General features: G+C 36.2%; 16 protein-coding genes. 12 read left to right on the plus strand and 4 right to left on the minus strand.

The genetic code is table 11. The features are described from left to right. Positions 1 to 116 precede the first annotated feature (116 nt). Positions 117 to 899, plus strand: coding sequence for an alpha/beta hydrolase (locus HWV59_RS02610; RefSeq protein ID WP_175637999.1), 783 nt, complete (start codon positions 117 to 119; stop codon positions 897 to 899). Positions 900 to 1,106: 207 nt separating this feature from the next. On the opposite strand, the gene HWV59_RS02615 is transcribed toward HWV59_RS02610, so the two are convergent. Next, complete coding sequence (locus HWV59_RS02615) at positions 1,107 to 2,090, minus strand: DMT family transporter (RefSeq protein WP_102232884.1); 984 nt, start codon at positions 2,088 to 2,090, stop codon at positions 1,107 to 1,109. Positions 2,091 to 2,246: 156 nt separating this feature from the next. Between HWV59_RS02615 and HWV59_RS02620 the strand changes: the two genes are divergently transcribed. Both HWV59_RS02620 and HWV59_RS02625 read left to right on the plus strand, forming a co-directional pair. Continuing rightward, positions 2,247 to 2,765, plus strand: coding sequence for a YfiT family bacillithiol transferase (locus HWV59_RS02620; RefSeq protein ID WP_175638000.1), 519 nt, complete (start codon positions 2,247 to 2,249; stop codon positions 2,763 to 2,765). Between the two features lie 162 nt (positions 2,766 to 2,927). Beyond that, positions 2,928 to 3,551, plus strand: a complete 624-nt coding sequence (locus HWV59_RS02625) for a LysE family transporter (RefSeq protein WP_407941529.1) — start codon at positions 2,928 to 2,930, stop codon at positions 3,549 to 3,551. Between the two features lie 53 nt (positions 3,552 to 3,604). Here the strand turns inward: HWV59_RS02625 and HWV59_RS02630 are convergent, their stop codons facing one another. Both HWV59_RS02630 and HWV59_RS02635 read right to left on the minus strand, forming a co-directional pair. Next, on the minus strand, positions 3,605 to 4,069 hold the full coding sequence (locus HWV59_RS02630) for a divergent PAP2 family protein (RefSeq protein ID WP_102232881.1): 465 nt from the start codon (positions 4,067 to 4,069) through the stop codon (positions 3,605 to 3,607). A 118-nt stretch (positions 4,070 to 4,187) separates the two neighbouring features. Further along, the gene (locus HWV59_RS02635; RefSeq protein WP_175638002.1) at positions 4,188 to 4,769 is read right to left on the minus strand and encodes an LOG family protein; all 582 of its coding nucleotides are present in this window, start codon (positions 4,767 to 4,769) and stop codon (positions 4,188 to 4,190) included. Between the two features lie 288 nt (positions 4,770 to 5,057). Between HWV59_RS02635 and HWV59_RS02640 the strand changes: the two genes are divergently transcribed. From HWV59_RS02640 to HWV59_RS02675, 8 genes are all read left to right on the plus strand, one after another. After that, on the plus strand, positions 5,058 to 5,807 hold the full coding sequence (locus tag HWV59_RS02640; RefSeq protein WP_175638003.1) for a hypothetical protein: 750 nt from the start codon (positions 5,058 to 5,060) through the stop codon (positions 5,805 to 5,807). Between the two features lie 193 nt (positions 5,808 to 6,000). Beyond that, a complete protein-coding gene (locus HWV59_RS02645) occupies positions 6,001 to 7,083 on the plus strand; it encodes a D-alanine--D-alanine ligase (protein WP_102232878.1) in 1,083 nt (360 codons plus the stop codon). A gap of 102 nt (positions 7,084 to 7,185) precedes the next feature. Then, complete coding sequence (locus tag HWV59_RS02650; RefSeq protein WP_102232877.1) at positions 7,186 to 8,547, plus strand: UDP-N-acetylmuramoyl-tripeptide--D-alanyl-D-alanine ligase; 1,362 nt, start codon at positions 7,186 to 7,188, stop codon at positions 8,545 to 8,547. A 71-nt stretch (positions 8,548 to 8,618) separates the two neighbouring features. Further along, positions 8,619 to 9,323: an alpha/beta hydrolase gene (locus tag HWV59_RS02655; protein WP_102232876.1), complete on the plus strand. Its 705-nt coding sequence runs from the start codon at positions 8,619 to 8,621 to the stop codon at positions 9,321 to 9,323. 495 nt (positions 9,324 to 9,818) lie between these two features. Then, positions 9,819 to 11,297 (plus strand): degradosome RNA helicase CshA, encoded by a 1,479-nt coding sequence (gene cshA, locus HWV59_RS02660; RefSeq protein ID WP_175638004.1) that lies wholly within the window; start codon positions 9,819 to 9,821, stop codon positions 11,295 to 11,297. Between the two features lie 308 nt (positions 11,298 to 11,605). After that, positions 11,606 to 12,571: a UV DNA damage repair endonuclease UvsE gene (gene uvsE / locus HWV59_RS02665; RefSeq protein WP_175638005.1), complete on the plus strand. Its 966-nt coding sequence runs from the start codon at positions 11,606 to 11,608 to the stop codon at positions 12,569 to 12,571. Between the two features lie 100 nt (positions 12,572 to 12,671). Then, entirely contained in the window at positions 12,672 to 13,151 is a 480-nt protein-coding gene (locus tag HWV59_RS02670) for a PH domain-containing protein (protein WP_175638006.1), read from the plus strand. Then, positions 13,141 to 14,580, plus strand: coding sequence for a PH domain-containing protein (locus HWV59_RS02675; protein ID WP_175638007.1), 1,440 nt, complete (start codon positions 13,141 to 13,143; stop codon positions 14,578 to 14,580). The genes HWV59_RS02670 and HWV59_RS02675 overlap by 11 nt, the downstream gene beginning before the upstream one ends. A 42-nt stretch (positions 14,581 to 14,622) precedes the next feature. Here HWV59_RS02675 and HWV59_RS02680 read toward each other — a convergent pair whose 3' ends face one another. Continuing rightward, positions 14,623 to 15,345: a rhomboid family intramembrane serine protease gene (locus HWV59_RS02680; protein ID WP_175638008.1), complete on the minus strand. Its 723-nt coding sequence runs from the start codon at positions 15,343 to 15,345 to the stop codon at positions 14,623 to 14,625. Positions 15,346 to 15,716: 371 nt separating this feature from the next. On the opposite strand from HWV59_RS02680, the gene acpS reads away from it, so the two are divergent. After that, complete coding sequence (gene acpS, locus HWV59_RS02685; RefSeq protein WP_102232870.1) at positions 15,717 to 16,082, plus strand: holo-ACP synthase; 366 nt, start codon at positions 15,717 to 15,719, stop codon at positions 16,080 to 16,082. The last annotated feature ends 195 nt before the right edge of the window (positions 16,083 to 16,277 follow it).

Below are 16,277 nucleotides of genomic sequence, written 5' to 3' on the forward strand. Positions count from 1 at the left end.
AGTTTTCCCCAATAACGCATCAAAAGCAACAAATTATGCGAAAACAGCCTGATTATATCACCAATTTATAGTGAATCTAAGTAAATATATGTGAAAATATAAGGAGGCCGTTTATTATGAATAACGAGTTGCATCCCGTTATGTCAGGAGCAGAAAATATACTTATTAAAGGAAATGAAACCGGAATTGTTTTATGTCACGGTTTTAATGGAACACCACAGAGTATGGAATATATAGGAGAACATCTAGCTAATTATGGTTATACCGTGTCAATTCCCCGACTAAAGGGTCATGGGACACACGTAAGAGATATGGAGGCCAGCACATATGAGGAATGGATTGGCAATCTTCAGAGTGCCTATGAAAACCTAAAGGAAACCTGTAAAAAGGTATATATTGTTGGTCAATCAATGGGAGGAGCTTTAACACTTCAAGTAGCTTCTCAACAGGATGTAGATGGTATTTTTCTTATTAACGCTGCTGTTACAGATGTTGCTTACAAGGAATATCAATATGAGACTACACCAAGCATGATTGGTGAAGGTGCACCTGATATAAAAAAACCTGCTGTGCATGAAATTACGTATACTCAAGTACCACTAAAGGCTATTCATCAATTACTGGATCTAATGGACGATACAAAGGATAAAGTGAAACATGTATCAAGTCCAACGGTCATTTTTAAGTCCAAAATCGACCATGTTGTGTCACCAACTAATTCGGACTATATTTTTAACCACATCTCCACTTCTGAAAAATTGCTTATAGAATTGGAAAATTCCTATCATGTTGCTTCAATGGATTATGATGCACCATTTATTGTGGATAACATCTATAAAACAATCAAAATACTTAACGAGAACCGGTCAATTCAAGTGATGGAAGATAGTCCCGTCTAACAATGATATGTGGATAACATAGGTGTTTACCAACAGGTTATCCACATATCAACGAAGTTATTAACAATTTTGTAAACACTTACTTTGAATAATTGTTACTAATCACTATCTTTTCCTATTTTCTAGTAAGTTTTTGAATTCTGCTATAAAAATAAAAAGGACAAGCAAACTATATCTGCTTATCCTTAAAGACCATACCCAAACTGATTATGAAAATTGTTTAGAAGCATCAGGTTTTACTGTTTGTGTTACCTTGTCACTCCGGGAAATGTAGCTATGTAATACCATACCGATCATAACCAATGCCATCCCGAAGAGAGAAATAGAGGTTGGTAAGGGAGCTCCTAAGAAAAGAATCTCGCCTAATAAGACGAATAATACTTGAACAGACTGAGTGGCCTCGACTGCTGCAAGCTGTGCCATATTATGCTGGACGATATTTGTAGCTTGAAAGAATAATAATGTCGCAATCAAGCCTGAACATATGGCCACCCAAAAGGATTGGATCGTTTGAGTTTTTGACGGAAGTCCTGTTGTGGATAAAGCCACAATTGCAAAGATTATCCATAAAGGCAAGCTGCCTAATGTCATCCCTAAAACACGCTGAAACACATCTAATCTTCCTTCACAAAGTGCCATCATTTTGCGGTTTCCTAGTGGATAGGCGAAAGATGCGATGAGCACAGGAATGATAGTTAATAATACGGGTTTTAGTGATAAGTGACTGGCATGTTCATATTGCATAACAGCAACTCCCAAAAGAATAATCATTGACATACTTAGACCTTTAAGAGGGATTTGTCCTCGTACCTTTAAAGGACCATTTGCTGTATGAATTTCCCTATAAAATAGCGGAGCAAGCAGTGAACCTGAAAGGATTGTCATTTGCCATGTGGCCGCAATTAACCAACCGGGACCAAATGCACCTGCAAAACAGATAGGAGCATAAAATAACCCAAATCCTACTGTCCCCCATAATAGCCATTGAATTGGATTTTTCTTCATTTCTTTCATAAGTGGAGACCATTTCTTTGTCCCCATGACAAAAAGAATGAGAAATGGAAGCATAAAAAAATACCGCAATGATGAACTCCATAACCAACTCCCTCCAGATAGCTCCATTGAACGATTTAAAACAAAAGTAAACGCAAAAAAGAAGGAAGAACAAATCCCTAGAAGGATAGCTCTCAAAGTGTACACCCCCAACAAAAAGTAGCCATTTAATGGAAAGAGAATGACCATACTATATCATAATTCTATTATAAAGTGTGATTTTTCTGTATTGTTAAAAAGTTCAGACATAAATATAATGAAACTACAGACAATGTAATAAGGGAGATGATGTAAATGAAGAAAAACCTGCAGTATCCCATTGGTGAATTTGTAGCTCCTGAGAATGTTACAAAAAAGGATTTAGATGGGTGGATCGAGACAATAGAAAGGGCTCCTGAGCAACTTAAAAAAGTACTTGAATCTCTGCCTGATTCACTAGTTGAAACTTCTTATCGTCCTGGAGGCTGGACAGTAAGACAAATCGTTCATCATCTTGCTGATAGTCATTTGAATAGCTACATACGATTTAAATGGGCTCTTACAGAAAATTCACCCACTATAAAAGCATATGATGAAAAGGCTTGGGCTAATTTACCAGATTGTGAAATGCCAATTGATGTTTCTCTTAATTTGCTGGAATCACTTCATAAACGTTGGTGTTATTTATTAAGGTCCATATCCATGTCAGACTTCGATAAAACCTTTTATCATCCTGAGACAAAACAGACTGTTAAGCTATCCACAAATGTTGCTTTATATGCATGGCATAGTACACATCATATAGAACATATTAAGTTAGTTTCTGTTCATTGAATATGTCGACACCCCTCTAATAAATAGGGGGTTTTTTGAATAATGTGGTTATTTTTCATATAATCGTTAACCTAAACAAACCTACATAATCTGTCATCTCCTTGAATATGATGTACAAGCATACATATTAAAGGGTTACAACAGATAATGGAGGTTTGGATGTTGAATAGTTTATTTAGCTATGTTTTTCTAGGCGTTTCATTAGCAGCACCAATCGGACCTGTAAATGCAGGGCAAATTGATAGGGGGATAAAAGGGGGATTTTTCCATGCCTGGCTGTTTGGGCTTGGAGCGACAACAGCTGATGTTGTATACATGTTTTTAGTGTATCTGGGCTTTGTTAATATTCTTCAAATCTCAATTGTCCAAACTTTTCTGTGGTTATTTGGATTTTTCGTTTTAGTGTATACAGGTGTTGAAAGTTTACTATCTGCAAAAAAACAAACGAGGATTAATGGAAGAGGAAGTGTAAGCCATACCAAATCATATTTTTCAGGGTTTTTTATGTCTTTACTGAATCCATTGAGCATCTTGTTTTGGATTGGAATATATGGGTCTATCTTAGCTAATACCGTAACAACAGAAGGTGCAACTCATTTTGTTTTTTATTCAGCAGCTATTCTAAGTGGTGTATTATTATGGGATTTTATGATGGCGATCCTTTCAAGTATCTTAAGAAAGTATCTTACACATACATTGCTTGCGACAATTTCTATTATTTCAGGGATATCGCTAATAGTGTTTGGGATGTATTTTGGTTATCAAGGAGTCAAGGCTCTATTATAATGTCAAAAAAATCATGATTTGAGGCTAACAAGCTTCACATCATGATTTTTTGTTTACTTTGGTTTTCTCTCAAAAAGAGAGCTGATCAGGCCAATTAAAATTCCTAAACACGCTCCACCTGCTACTTCAGCGGGTTGGTGACCTAAGAGCTCGTTTAACTCTTTTTCTTGCTTTACATGAAAAAGACCAGGCATATGGCCGGATAAGAGCTCTATATCTGCATCAAGGTCATTGACAATTTTTGCAATCTCACCTGTATGTCTTCTTATTCCTTGTGCATCATACATAACAATAATTCCAAAAATAACCGCTAAGGCTGTTTCAACAGAATTCATGCCTTTTTTTGATGCCACATATGTTGCGAGAGCTGACACTCCAGCTGAATGCGAGCTAGGCATTCCACCTGTTTGGAAGATTGGCCGCCAATCCCAAACATCGTTTTCTTTTTTATGTGTAAATATTTTTAGACCTTGAGCAATTCCTATCGCTGAAAGAGCTGTCCAAATCCCTCGATTCATAATCCCTCACCTCTATGTGAGTAGTGTTTATCAAAATGAAAACTATATACAGAGTGAAAAAAGAAAACTTCTATAGATAGAGGATAGTTGGGATGAAAAAACAAACATAGACAGGAACCTATGTTTGTTCAGGTGTGATCCATTTTGTTAATAATGGTGGTTTATAGGTGCGGAATTTATTGATAAGTTCTTGTGCGTCTTGTTCAACAATCACCATAGAATGATATTCCGGTTTTAAAAATTCTTCATGAATCATATGGTCAAAAAAAGCAAGAAGCTTATCATAGTACTGATTAGCATTGATCATCCCGATTGGCTTTTGATGTTCTCCAAGCTGTGCCCAAGTATATACTTCGAAGAATTCCTCCATTGTACCCGGTCCTCCTGGCAGGATAATGAATCCATCAGAAAGTTGTTCCATTTTGGCTTTACGTTCATGCATTGTGTTGACCAAAATTAATTCTGTTAAGTTTGTATGTGCAAGCTCTCTTTCCATTAACATTTTAGGAATGACACCAATAACCTCTCCACCTGCTTGAAGAGAAGCATTTGCCACTGTGCCCATTACACCCAGTTTTGATCCACCATAGACTAGAGTGATTCCTTCTTTGGCTAACTGGTGCCCGAGCTTTTCTGCAGCTTCTAAATATAAAGGAGAAGCCCCTGGGCTAGATCCACAAAAAACACTAATTCGTTTCATCTTTCTCACTCCATTTCTTAATGGCTGATTGTCGCTCGTGGGTTAGTCAGTCCTTATGATAACCCATAGTTCTAGTTTAGATTTTTTTGTGTCTCATGAATATAACCTTTCCATTATTTTATAAATAAATATGAACAACCTTTCGTTCATATTTCTATTTAGTTTGAAATGATCAATATTAATGAACTACTGATCAAGGTGCTTCCACTTTTCTAATTCACTTACATAATTTTCAAGTGTAAGTGGGAAGTTAGAAGCGTACTTATTGTATTTTAGGAGAGATGTGGAATGTCATTAGGGTTGAAATGGTTTGTTATGGATTCACTTCAGTCGTATATACAGGAGAATGAACTGGTGGATGCCGTGAATTTTTATTATGAACGGTTGAAGGATACAAAAGGGAAAGTGCTTGAATTAGGTCATAACTCATTATATTTACTCCCTATATTCATGAATCGTGGTTTGAAAATGGAAGGTGTTATAGAAACTGAAGGTGGAAAAAAAGACTGCAATGAAAAATGTGCAGAGATTGATCAATCAGCTAAATTACTTCAGGCTATGTTACCTAATTATAAAACTGCCTCATTGTATGAAGCGATTATCCTTCCCTTTGGGGGGATTTGTGCTAAGTCCAGAAGAGTTGAAGCAATTAAAATAGTGAAAAATAGTTATGATCATTTAAAAGATAAAGGGATTTTTATTGTGGATCTTTATTTACAACGTGAGTTTTCGGAGCTTCAAACAGACAACATTGTCATTGAAAAAAATGATGACTTATTTGTTGGGGAAACTAAACTTGTAAAATTTGATTTAATAGAGCAAAAAGCTACATATACCCTTTCAATCGAGCATTGGAAGGAAGGTCAAAACCCATATAAGGAGAATAAGATTCAAACCTTTTCATGGTTTGGGATTAAGGAGTTTAAATTAATTCTTGAAAGAATTGGTTTCTCATCCGTCACAATATATACAGATTATTCCAATCGTGCTAATGAAGTATTAGAAGGTAAGGTGTTTACTTTTTTAGCGCAAAAGTAATTACAAGTTTCCTCCTCAAATTATTCTTGTACTATTCAGACTCACCCTATAAAAAAATAGTTATAAACGGATTATATAGTGGCAATGACGAATGATCCTGAAAACTTATTACATAAATAAGGAATCGTTAATAACAATTTTGCCTTAAAGTGATAAAATAAGAATGATGAAAGAACTGAGGAGGATAATCCAGATGAAAATGAAGTTAGGTCTAATCTATGGCGGAAAGTCTGCAGAGCATAATGTTTCCCTGCAAACGGCTTTAGCTGTAATAAATGCGTTAGATATGAGCAAATTTGATATACATCCTATTTATATAAAAGAAGATGGAGAATGGGTAAGAGGTAAGGCTTTGAATGCACCTGTTAAAGAAGTGGGAACATTAAGGCTGCAAGGAAATGGTGATGTTATTTCACCTGTTTCACTTAACTCCGACTTATTTCCTGCTACTGTTGAAGAGCAAGATAAAATTGATGTCATCTTCCCGCTTCTGCACGGTCCAAATGGTGAGGACGGAACAGTTCAAGGGCTTCTTGAACTATTAAATATTCCATATGTAGGAAATGGTGTATTAGCATCTGCAGCTGGAATGGATAAAGTCATCATGAAAAATCTTTTCGCACAAGCAGGCTTAGCACAAGCTAACTATGTTTCTTTTATTAAAAATGACTATGAGCAGTCATCGGAAGCTGCTTGTGAAGAAATTGAAAAAGAGTTGGGGTACCCTTGCTTTGTAAAGCCTGCTAATCTTGGTTCAAGCGTTGGAATTAATAAATGTAAGGACCGTTCATCATTAGAGGCAGCAATTAAAGAAGCATTCGAGTATGATCGTAAGGTTATTATTGAAGAAGCAATTGTAGGAAGAGAAATAGAAATTGCGGTAATTGGCAATGATCAGCCTCAATGTTCTGTTGTGGGTGAAATTGCTCCGAAAAAAGATTTCTATGATTATAAAGCGAAATATGAAGATGGCGATACAGATTTAATTATTCCAGGGAATATTACAGATGAAGAATATGAAATGATTAAAGAAATGGCGATTGCTTCTTTTAAAGCAATTGATGGGTCAGGTCTTGTACGTGCTGACTTTTTCCTAACAGAGGATGGAAGAGCATTAATTAACGAAGTAAATACAATGCCGGGGTTTACTCCTTATAGTATGTTCCCGTTAATGTGGAAGCATACAGGCTTAGAATATGCACAGCTTATTGAAAAGCTTGTGGATCTTGCATTAGAACGCTATGAGCAAAAACAACAAATTAAACATTCCTTTTAAACGGTAAAATAACGTTTATTCAGGATAAAAAGAGGGGAACTGAATAAAACACCAATCAGTTCCTTTTTTCCATTCAAAAAATCCTTAATTAGGAGTGGGGATATGATTAAAAGGTCGTTGCATGATATTGAGAAAATGGTTGGAGGATTCGGGCTAGAGGAAAAATATAAAACCCTTTACATAACAGGGGTTACAACGGATTCTCGTCAGGTTGAAGAATGTTGCTTGTTTATTCCGCTTGTTGGAGATATTTATAATGGTCATGAATTTGGAGAGAAAGCAATAAAAGATGGAGCAGCAGCAGTAATTTGGCAAAAAACTGAAAAAAATCCACCAAAGGATGCCCCGGTGATTTTTGTAGAGGATACGCTTACGGCTTTGCAGGCACTTGCGAAATCATATATCGATCAACTGCAGGTAAAAGTTGTAGGAATTACAGGAAGTAATGGAAAAACAACAACAAAAGATATGGTTGCTTCACTATTGGAAACAACCTTTAAAGTGCATAAAACGAAGGGTAATTTCAATAATCATATTGGCTTACCATTAACGGTATTAAGTATGAGTGAGGATACAGAAATAGCTGTACTCGAAATGGGCATGAGCGGTAAAGGAGAAATTGAACTTTTATCAACTCTGGCCAATCCTGATGTAGCCGTAATTACAAATATTGGTGAATCACACTTAATGGATTTGGGCTCCCGGGAAGGAATTGCAGAGGCAAAGCTTGAAATTACAAAGGGGTTAAAAAAGGATGGATTGTTCATATACCATGGAGATGAACAATTGCTACAAGAAAGAGTTCCATCCCTATCGATACATACAGCAACATTTGGTGAAAAGTCAACGAATGATTATTATCCAACAGAAATTACACAAGAGCTCACAGGTACATCTTTTAAAGTGAAAAATGAGGAATACTTTATTCCAGTACTAGGAAAACATAATGTATGGAATGCATTAGCTGCATATGCTGTTGCTTCCCATTTAGGAGTGAAAGAGGAAGCGATTAAGGAAGGCTTTTTGTCTATAAAGATTACAGGTATGCGTTTAGAGCTAATTGAAGCTAAAAGTGGTGCTTCGGTCATTAATGATGCGTATAACGCCAGTCCTACATCAATGAAGGCAGCAATTGACTTAATCGAAAATTTAAAGGGATTTGAACAAAAGTTTGTCGTTCTTGGTGATATGCTCGAACTTGGTGAGGAAGAAAAAGAATATCATCGCGAAGTAGGGAGAGCGATTAAGCCAAACAACATCTCACATATTTTTACTTATGGACGTTTAGGTGCAGAAATAGCTGCAGGGGCAAGAGAAAAATATAGTCAAGAACTTGTGCATCACTTTGAGGAAAAAAGCGAATTGATTACAATGTTAAAATCACTCGTTCATAAAAATGATGTTGTACTTGTGAAAGCGTCTAGAGGGATGAAGCTTGAAGAGGTCGTGAATGCTCTTATTTAAATAGCATTTTTCCCATAAAAAACCAAAGGATATAGACTTTGTGATATGTTTCAAAGGAGGCTATGATTTCGATGAAAGGCTGTCTCTTTATTCATGGTTTTACCGGTGCTCCTTATGAAGTCGAGCCCTTAGCCAGCTATATTCGTAAAAAAACAGGCTGGGTTGTCAAAGTGCCGACCCTGCCTGGACATGGAGTAACTCTTTCGTTAAAAGGGCATACCTATATGGAGTGGATTACATATGCTGAACAAGAGCTTCTGTCCTTAATGGAAGAGGTGGATGAGGTGTATGTAATTGGATTCTCAATGGGAGGTATCATTGCCTCTTACTTAGCAGCCCATTATAATGTTCAGAAGTTAGTTTTGCTCAGTGCAGCAGCCTATTACGTAAATCCAAAACAAATTGTGATTGATACAAAAGATATGATAAAAGATTTAATGAGTGGGAACATTAATAATAATGAGTTGTTTAACCGGTATAAACAAAAAATACTTCAAACACCAATAAGATCTACTTTAGAATTTCAAAAGCTTGTAAAAAAAGTAAAGCCATACTTTCAACAACTAAACATACCCGTTTTAATTATTCAGGGGGAATGTGACGGGATTGTACCGGTAAAAAGTGCTCATTATCTATATAACAACATTCCTTCGAAAGAAAAAAAACTTTATTTATTACCGTGCTCGAAGCACCATGTTTGCCACGGAGATGATTATGAAGACCTAAAAAACTATGTTGAAGATTTTTTATCTACTGAAGAGAATGTACTAACATAATTGATCTTTAGGTCTTTTATCAGGTATTTTTTAAGTGAATTTCATTTACTGGTTTTGACATTAAGTTGAAATAAAGTACTGGTAGTGGTATGATTACATTTAAAGTGTTTGCGGGCTTTAAATAAGGTAAAACTGCTGCCCTTGGCTGAAAAAGGGCATTTTTTTATTGCAAATAATCAGAACGGTTTAACTTTATGAAGAAAACATTTGTTTTTGAACAGTATGTTTTCTAAATATCTGACTGTTTTTCATGATGACACAACAGTTGATAATCTATTTTTATACTATTAGAAATAGGTAAATTATGGATGATGGTATAAGAAAAACTAGGGTTTTCGCTGGGACTTGCGATTAGCCCAGTTTATCTAATGTTTCTGGGAGCATACCAGAGATTAGGATTGAATATAAACATCGTTTCATTATGAAGACGATTTTGGATTACCTATAAGGTCTGTAAATATTTACAGCAAACGATATAGAAGGAGTATGAATACATTGACAATAACGTTTCAAGATTTAGGTTTAAGTTCGTCATTGATGGAATCTATTAGCAAAATGGGGTTTGAAGAGCCTTCACCAATTCAAGCCCAAACCATTCCATTAGCCTTGCAGAAGAAGGATGTAATCGGGCAAGCACAAACAGGAACTGGAAAAACAGCTGCATTTGGTATCCCTCTTATTGAGAAAATTGATGTGAAAAATAACAATATACAAGCTGTTGTTGTTGCTCCTACACGTGAATTAGCAATTCAAGTTTCAGAAGAACTATATAAAATTGGTTATCATAAACGCTCTCGAGTTCTTTCTATTTATGGTGGTCAGGATATTAACAGACAAATTCGTTCTCTTAAGAAAAATCCACACATCATTGTTGGAACTCCTGGTCGTTTACTTGACCATATTAATCGTAAAACAATTCGCTTAAACAACGTTCATACACTGGTATTAGATGAAGCAGATGAAATGCTAAACATGGGATTCATTGAAGATATTGAAGCAATCCTTTCAAATGTACCAGATGAGCGTCAAACATTACTTTTCTCAGCGACTATGCCTGATCCAATCCGTCGTATTGCGGAAAAGTTTATGACAGAGCCTGAGCTTGTTAAAGTAAAAGCGAAGGAAATGACAGTTCCGAATATTACACAATATTATTTAGAAACACAGGAAAGAAAGAAATTTGATATTTTAACAAGACTACTTGATATCCAATCACCTGAGCTTGCGATTGTATTTGGTCGTACAAAGCGTCGTGTTGACGAATTATCTGAGGCGTTAACATTAAGAGGTTACACAGCTGAAGGTATTCACGGTGACTTAACACAAGCTAAACGTATGTCAACATTACGTAAATTCAAAGAAGGTGCGATTGAGGTTCTTGTTGCAACAGATGTTGCTGCACGTGGATTAGATATCTCCGGTGTAACACATGTTTACAACTTTGATGTACCACAAGATCCGGAAAGCTATGTTCACCGTATTGGACGTACTGGCCGTGCTGGTAAAACAGGTATGGCGATGACGTTTGTCACACCAAGAGAATTGGACATTGTGAAGAACATCGAACGCACAACAAAACGCAAAATGGATCGTATGAAGCCGCCTACTCTTGATGAGGCAATTGAAAGTCAACAACAGATGACAGTTGAAAAAATGCGCTCAATCATTGAAAGTGATAATTTATCTTTCTACAAGCGTACAGCTGAAGAGCTTTTAGAAGAATTTGATGCACAAGTAGTTGTTGCTGCTGCCATCAAATATATGACTAAAGAGCCTAACTCAGTTGAAGTTAAATTAACTGAAGAAGCTCCATTATACTCAAAATCTAAAAACAAAGGCCGTTCTTCTAATAACAGAAGAAAAGGTGATTTCAATCGTAGAGATGGACAAAAAAATCGTTCATCTTACGGAAGTCGTGACCGTGGCAAGAGTGGCCAAGGTAGCAAACAACGTCGTTACTCTAACTCGAAATAAGAAATAAGATACTGATGATCGAACCTGAAATAGGTTCGGTCTTTTTTTATTAAGACAGAATGTAGAGATATCAACCAATAAAAGTGATTTTTCCACCATTAACCAAAGAAAATTCTCCTACATGAACTATTTATCCGCAAAACAAAAGGATTTCCACCATAAAAGGTAATATATCAACCATACTTGATTATAAATCCTCCATAACAGAGAATATATCAATACTTCACCTGTCTACTAGTAGCTGCATGATACGAAATGAATAGTTGGGAAAGCTAAGAATAGAACGAAATAACGAGGTGAAAAGGAAATTGACGATTATCAGATTAGGCTATGTAGCGATGAGTATGAATCTGCAAAATTGTTCTCCCTCTCAAACAATGACATTTACCCAATTTCAAAAAATTCAAGATAGAGATGCTGCTATTGCTAAGCTTGAAAAAATTGCAAAATCGAATATCTTAAATTGTCTGCGATTACTAAAGCACAATCTTGCTCATGACATTCACTTTTTTCGATTTAGTTCGAAGTTAATTCCTTTAGCTAATCACGAGGAGCTGAGCGATTGGAAATACATGAGAAATCTGGCTGAGCAACTAAAAGAGGTAGAAGAGTTTATTCATCAACACCCAATCCGTGTTGGATTTCATCCGGACCACTTTGTTGTCTTGAATTCTACAAAACCGGAAATTATGAAGATGTCAGTCAAAACATTACATATGCATGAAATGCTTCTGAAAGGTATGGGAGTTAATCCTGAACATCGGTGTGTTATACATATCGGTGGAGCTTATGAGGACAAGCTAAAGGCTTTAGAACAGTTTATTCATAATTGGGGACTGATTCCTGTCTCTATCCAAAGAATGCTTCTTTTTGAAAATGATGATACAACATTTCACTTACAAGATGCTCTCTATTTATGTGAAAAGCTTGGAGTTCCTCAAGTGTTTGATTATCACCACCATCTAGCCTTTCATGAGGATCCAAATTGGGAGCAACAATGGGAGAGGATTATTGGTACTTGGGAGGCATCACCTTTACCAATTAAAATGCATATTTCAAGTCCAAAGAATGAAAAAGACTTTAGGGCTCATGCGGATTATATTGATCCCAACATGTTTTTGAAATTTTTGCATGAGGTAAAAGGAAGTGTGCCTCAAATTGATTGTATGATTGAGGCGAAACAAAAGGATAATGCTTTATTTCAATTAGTAACAGATTTACATTCAGAGAAAAGTATTGAATGGATTGATCAATCATCTTTTAAAATTCATTAAATCCCTCCTGAAGAATACAAGCCTGCTATGCTATAATAAAATGGGATAATTTTCATGTTTAAAAAAGTATATAGAATCAAGTCTTGAAGGGGAGAGTAGGTTGAGAAAACAACCGCAAAATCAAATTAGCCTAAAGGCGTTAACTGTCTGGAGGATTAGTGCACTAATAACCTCCGGAATATTATTATTAATCGTAATTGGCGCAGGAGTAGGTGTCTATTTTCTTGAGCTGTCATATTGGTATACAGTCGGTGCTGCAGGACTATGGGGGATTTATTCAGTTATTACTGTATTTTTAGTTCCAAAAATCAGGCATCGGGTATGGAGATATGAAGTTCATGAGCATGAAATTGATTTGCAATTTGGCCTCTTTGTTATTAAGAGGGTGTTAATACCGATGGTAAGGGTTCAGCATGTAGATACACATCAAGGGCCACTCCTTAGAAAGAATAAATTAGCGTCCATTGAAATTTCAACAGCTGCTACAAAGCATGAAATACCTGCACTTGATATTGCAGAAGCAGATCAGCTTAGAGACCATATCTCGAAGTTAGCAAGGGTGACCGATGATGATGTTTGAGCCAAAAAGAATTCACCCTGTAGGGATGATTTTGAGCTTTGTGAAAATGATAAAATCGTATATCATACCTGCAATCATCTTCTTTTTTGTTAGTAGTAATGAATCTTTTAATGTGTATGTCATTGTTGGAGGAAGTCTTTTAATTTTGTTAGTAGTGTTGACCAGTATTTTAGAATGGTGGAAATTCACCTATCTTATTAAAGATGGAGAATTAAGGATTGAACATGGAGTTTTTGTTAAGAAAAAAAGATATATTCCAATTGAGCGTATTCAAACAATTAATACAAGTGCAGGAATTATCCAGCAAATTTTTCGACTTGTGAAGCTCCAGATTGAAACAGCAGGCAGCGGTTTGGAAGCTGAGGTAAGTTTAACTGCTATTAAGAAACAAGAAGCTGATCGTATTCAGGAAGAAATCTCAAAGTATAAGCAGCTATCAAAATCTTCTGTTGCAGTAGATGAACAAGAGGAAGTCATACTGGATTTGCCCACCTATAAAATGACAGCAAAGGATTTGTTAGTTGCTGCCAGTACCTCAAGTGGGATCGGTGTCATTATATCTGCAGTAGCAGCCTTTGTTTCTCAATTTGATGAATTTATTCCGTTTGATCGTATTATCGACCGTTTTGAATTCCTTACAAATGCGAGCATTACTCTTTACGCAATCTTAATTTTCATTGCTTTTTTTATCGCATGGATACTTAGTATCATTGGGGTGGTCTTGAAATATGCATACTTTACTGTCACGAAAGGTGATGAAGAACTAAAAATTTCAAGAGGAATTTTTGAGAAACGACAAATTACGATTCCAACTAAGCGAATACAGGCGATCCAAATTGTTCAAAATCCTCTAAGGCAGCTTTTGGGATATACGACAATCTATATTGAAAGCGCAGGAGGAAATTCCGGTGACGAGGGTCTTTCTACCATCTTATTTCCTGTTGTACCAAAGAAAAATGTAGAACAGCTTTTAGTAGAATTTCTACCTGATTTTAAGCAGCAAAACGACTTGCATCGATTACCAAAGCGGTCAATGCTCCGCTATTGTTTTAGAAAGGCAATACCTGCTCTTATCGTTATTCTGCCTGTAGCATACTTTCTTCCACCTTGGGGCTATCTATCAATCATTCTATTACCTGTTGCTGCCTGGTGGGGATATGCTTCATACATGGATGCTGGTTGGAATTATCATGGAGATCAATTAAATGTTGTGTTCCGCGTCATATCCAAAACACATGTGCTCGTTAATCGGAATCGACTACAATCAATGAAGAGTAAAACAACGTATTTCCAAAAAAGAGTCGCTTTGCAGACTTTTGAATGTACAATAAAATCAGGACTTCTGGGTCGCAACTTTACAGTGAAAGATCTTGATCAACAAGATGTTGAAGAAATTGTAAACTGGTATTCATACGAAAAAAATAAGTAAGCTTTTAAAAAAACAGACACAGCGATCGGCTGTGTCTGTTTTCTAAGATAGCCTAAAGATAAAACCGAGTAAAATAAGGATAATAAAGCATATCCAAATGATATGTTTGGGGCGAAAATGAAAGGTGAATTTAGATCGATTGGTGCTCGCGCTGTAAAAGGATTGATGTGAGAATTGAGCCCTTTTTTTAATAACAAATGGAGCGAATAAAAAGCCTCCAATCATCCCGAAAATATGCGCGACAACATTTATATTTGTGTTAAAAAAGGTCATGACAAGACCGATGACTAAGATACTAATGATGATTTGTGAATTCGCTTGGTCTATTTGTCCTTTTCTAAAAACAACAATAAATAAATATACACCTAATATGCCAAAGATGGCACCTGAAGCTCCAATATGAGAGTATTGAAGCGGCTCTATGATATATGTGGCAATATTGGCTACAAGTCCAGAACCGATATAAACGATCATAAATTTCGTTTTCCCCAGCATTCTTTCTAACGCTGGAGCAAATAAGATGAGAGAGATTGAATTAAAGAATAGATGACCAAAACCTATATGAAGGAAGACAGGTGTTATAAGCCGCCAATACTCTCCGTTTGCAACCCCGGCATTATATCCATCTAATAAACCTAATAAGATCTTAAGTTGAGGAATAGGTAGTTGAAATAGGAACCAAAATAAGATGTGAATACCAATAAGAATCGATACAACAGGATATAAATGTAGAAATGTACGGAAGTTTTCTGATCTAGTAAACATCATGTCCTCCTTTTAGGTTTTTATTTTAGGCAGGGAAAATGCTGTTTGTGACACCAGCATGTACGAGCAGCTTGTTTTGATGACAATTAATTTTATCCCCAATCTTAACGGGCAGTAAGACTCCAACTTTGGGAACCGAGAGAAACGACGGAGATATGAGGGAGATAACTGTCCGTAAAGATCCGACAAAGGACAGGGCGTCCAAGTCAGGCGCAGCCACAGGATGTGGCGCTTTATGCGTGATAAGTTTCGCTAACCATCATTGGGGGAAGAAAGCCCCACCGATGGAAGTCTCACTTTATACTAACACGAATATGTTCGATTTATGGTAATTAGTACTATGAATAGGTTTGGAAGGTGTTGAATTACATATGATAACAGGAATCGGCTTGGATATTATTGAACTGGATCGCATAAGAAGAATTGTTGATCGTCAGCCGGGCTTCATAAAACGGATATTAACATTAAATGAAATTGAGAAATTCGCGACTCTTTCAAAAGAAAGAAAGGTTGAATTTCTTGCAGGACGATTTGCTGTTAAAGAAGCTTATTCAAAAGCATTAGGAACAGGAATAGGAGAGGAGATAGGATTTCAGGATATCGAGGTTACGAATGATGAAAAAGGAAAGCCGAATATCAATATTCTGAAGGACACACCCAATAACTTACGTATTTTTGTGTCAATTACACATACACGTCAATATGCAGCTGCTCAAGTTGTTTTACAAGAGAAGTGAGGGGGATTTACCCTTTGCTTCTTTTTTATTTTGTTTTCTCCTTTTTCCTGGGGGTAGTCTGCATATTCGAAAAGGTTGTCTCATATATTGGGTAATGCGATAGGGAAGACAAGTTGTTTGCTTAGAAATCATCTAAAAATATATGTGTGTGTCATGGGATGAGGTCTAGTGAAACATTCTTCCTGTATAACGTTA

Source organism: Metabacillus schmidteae, assembly GCF_903166545.1.
Taxonomy (GTDB): domain Bacteria; phylum Bacillota; class Bacilli; order Bacillales; family Bacillaceae; genus Metabacillus; species Metabacillus schmidteae.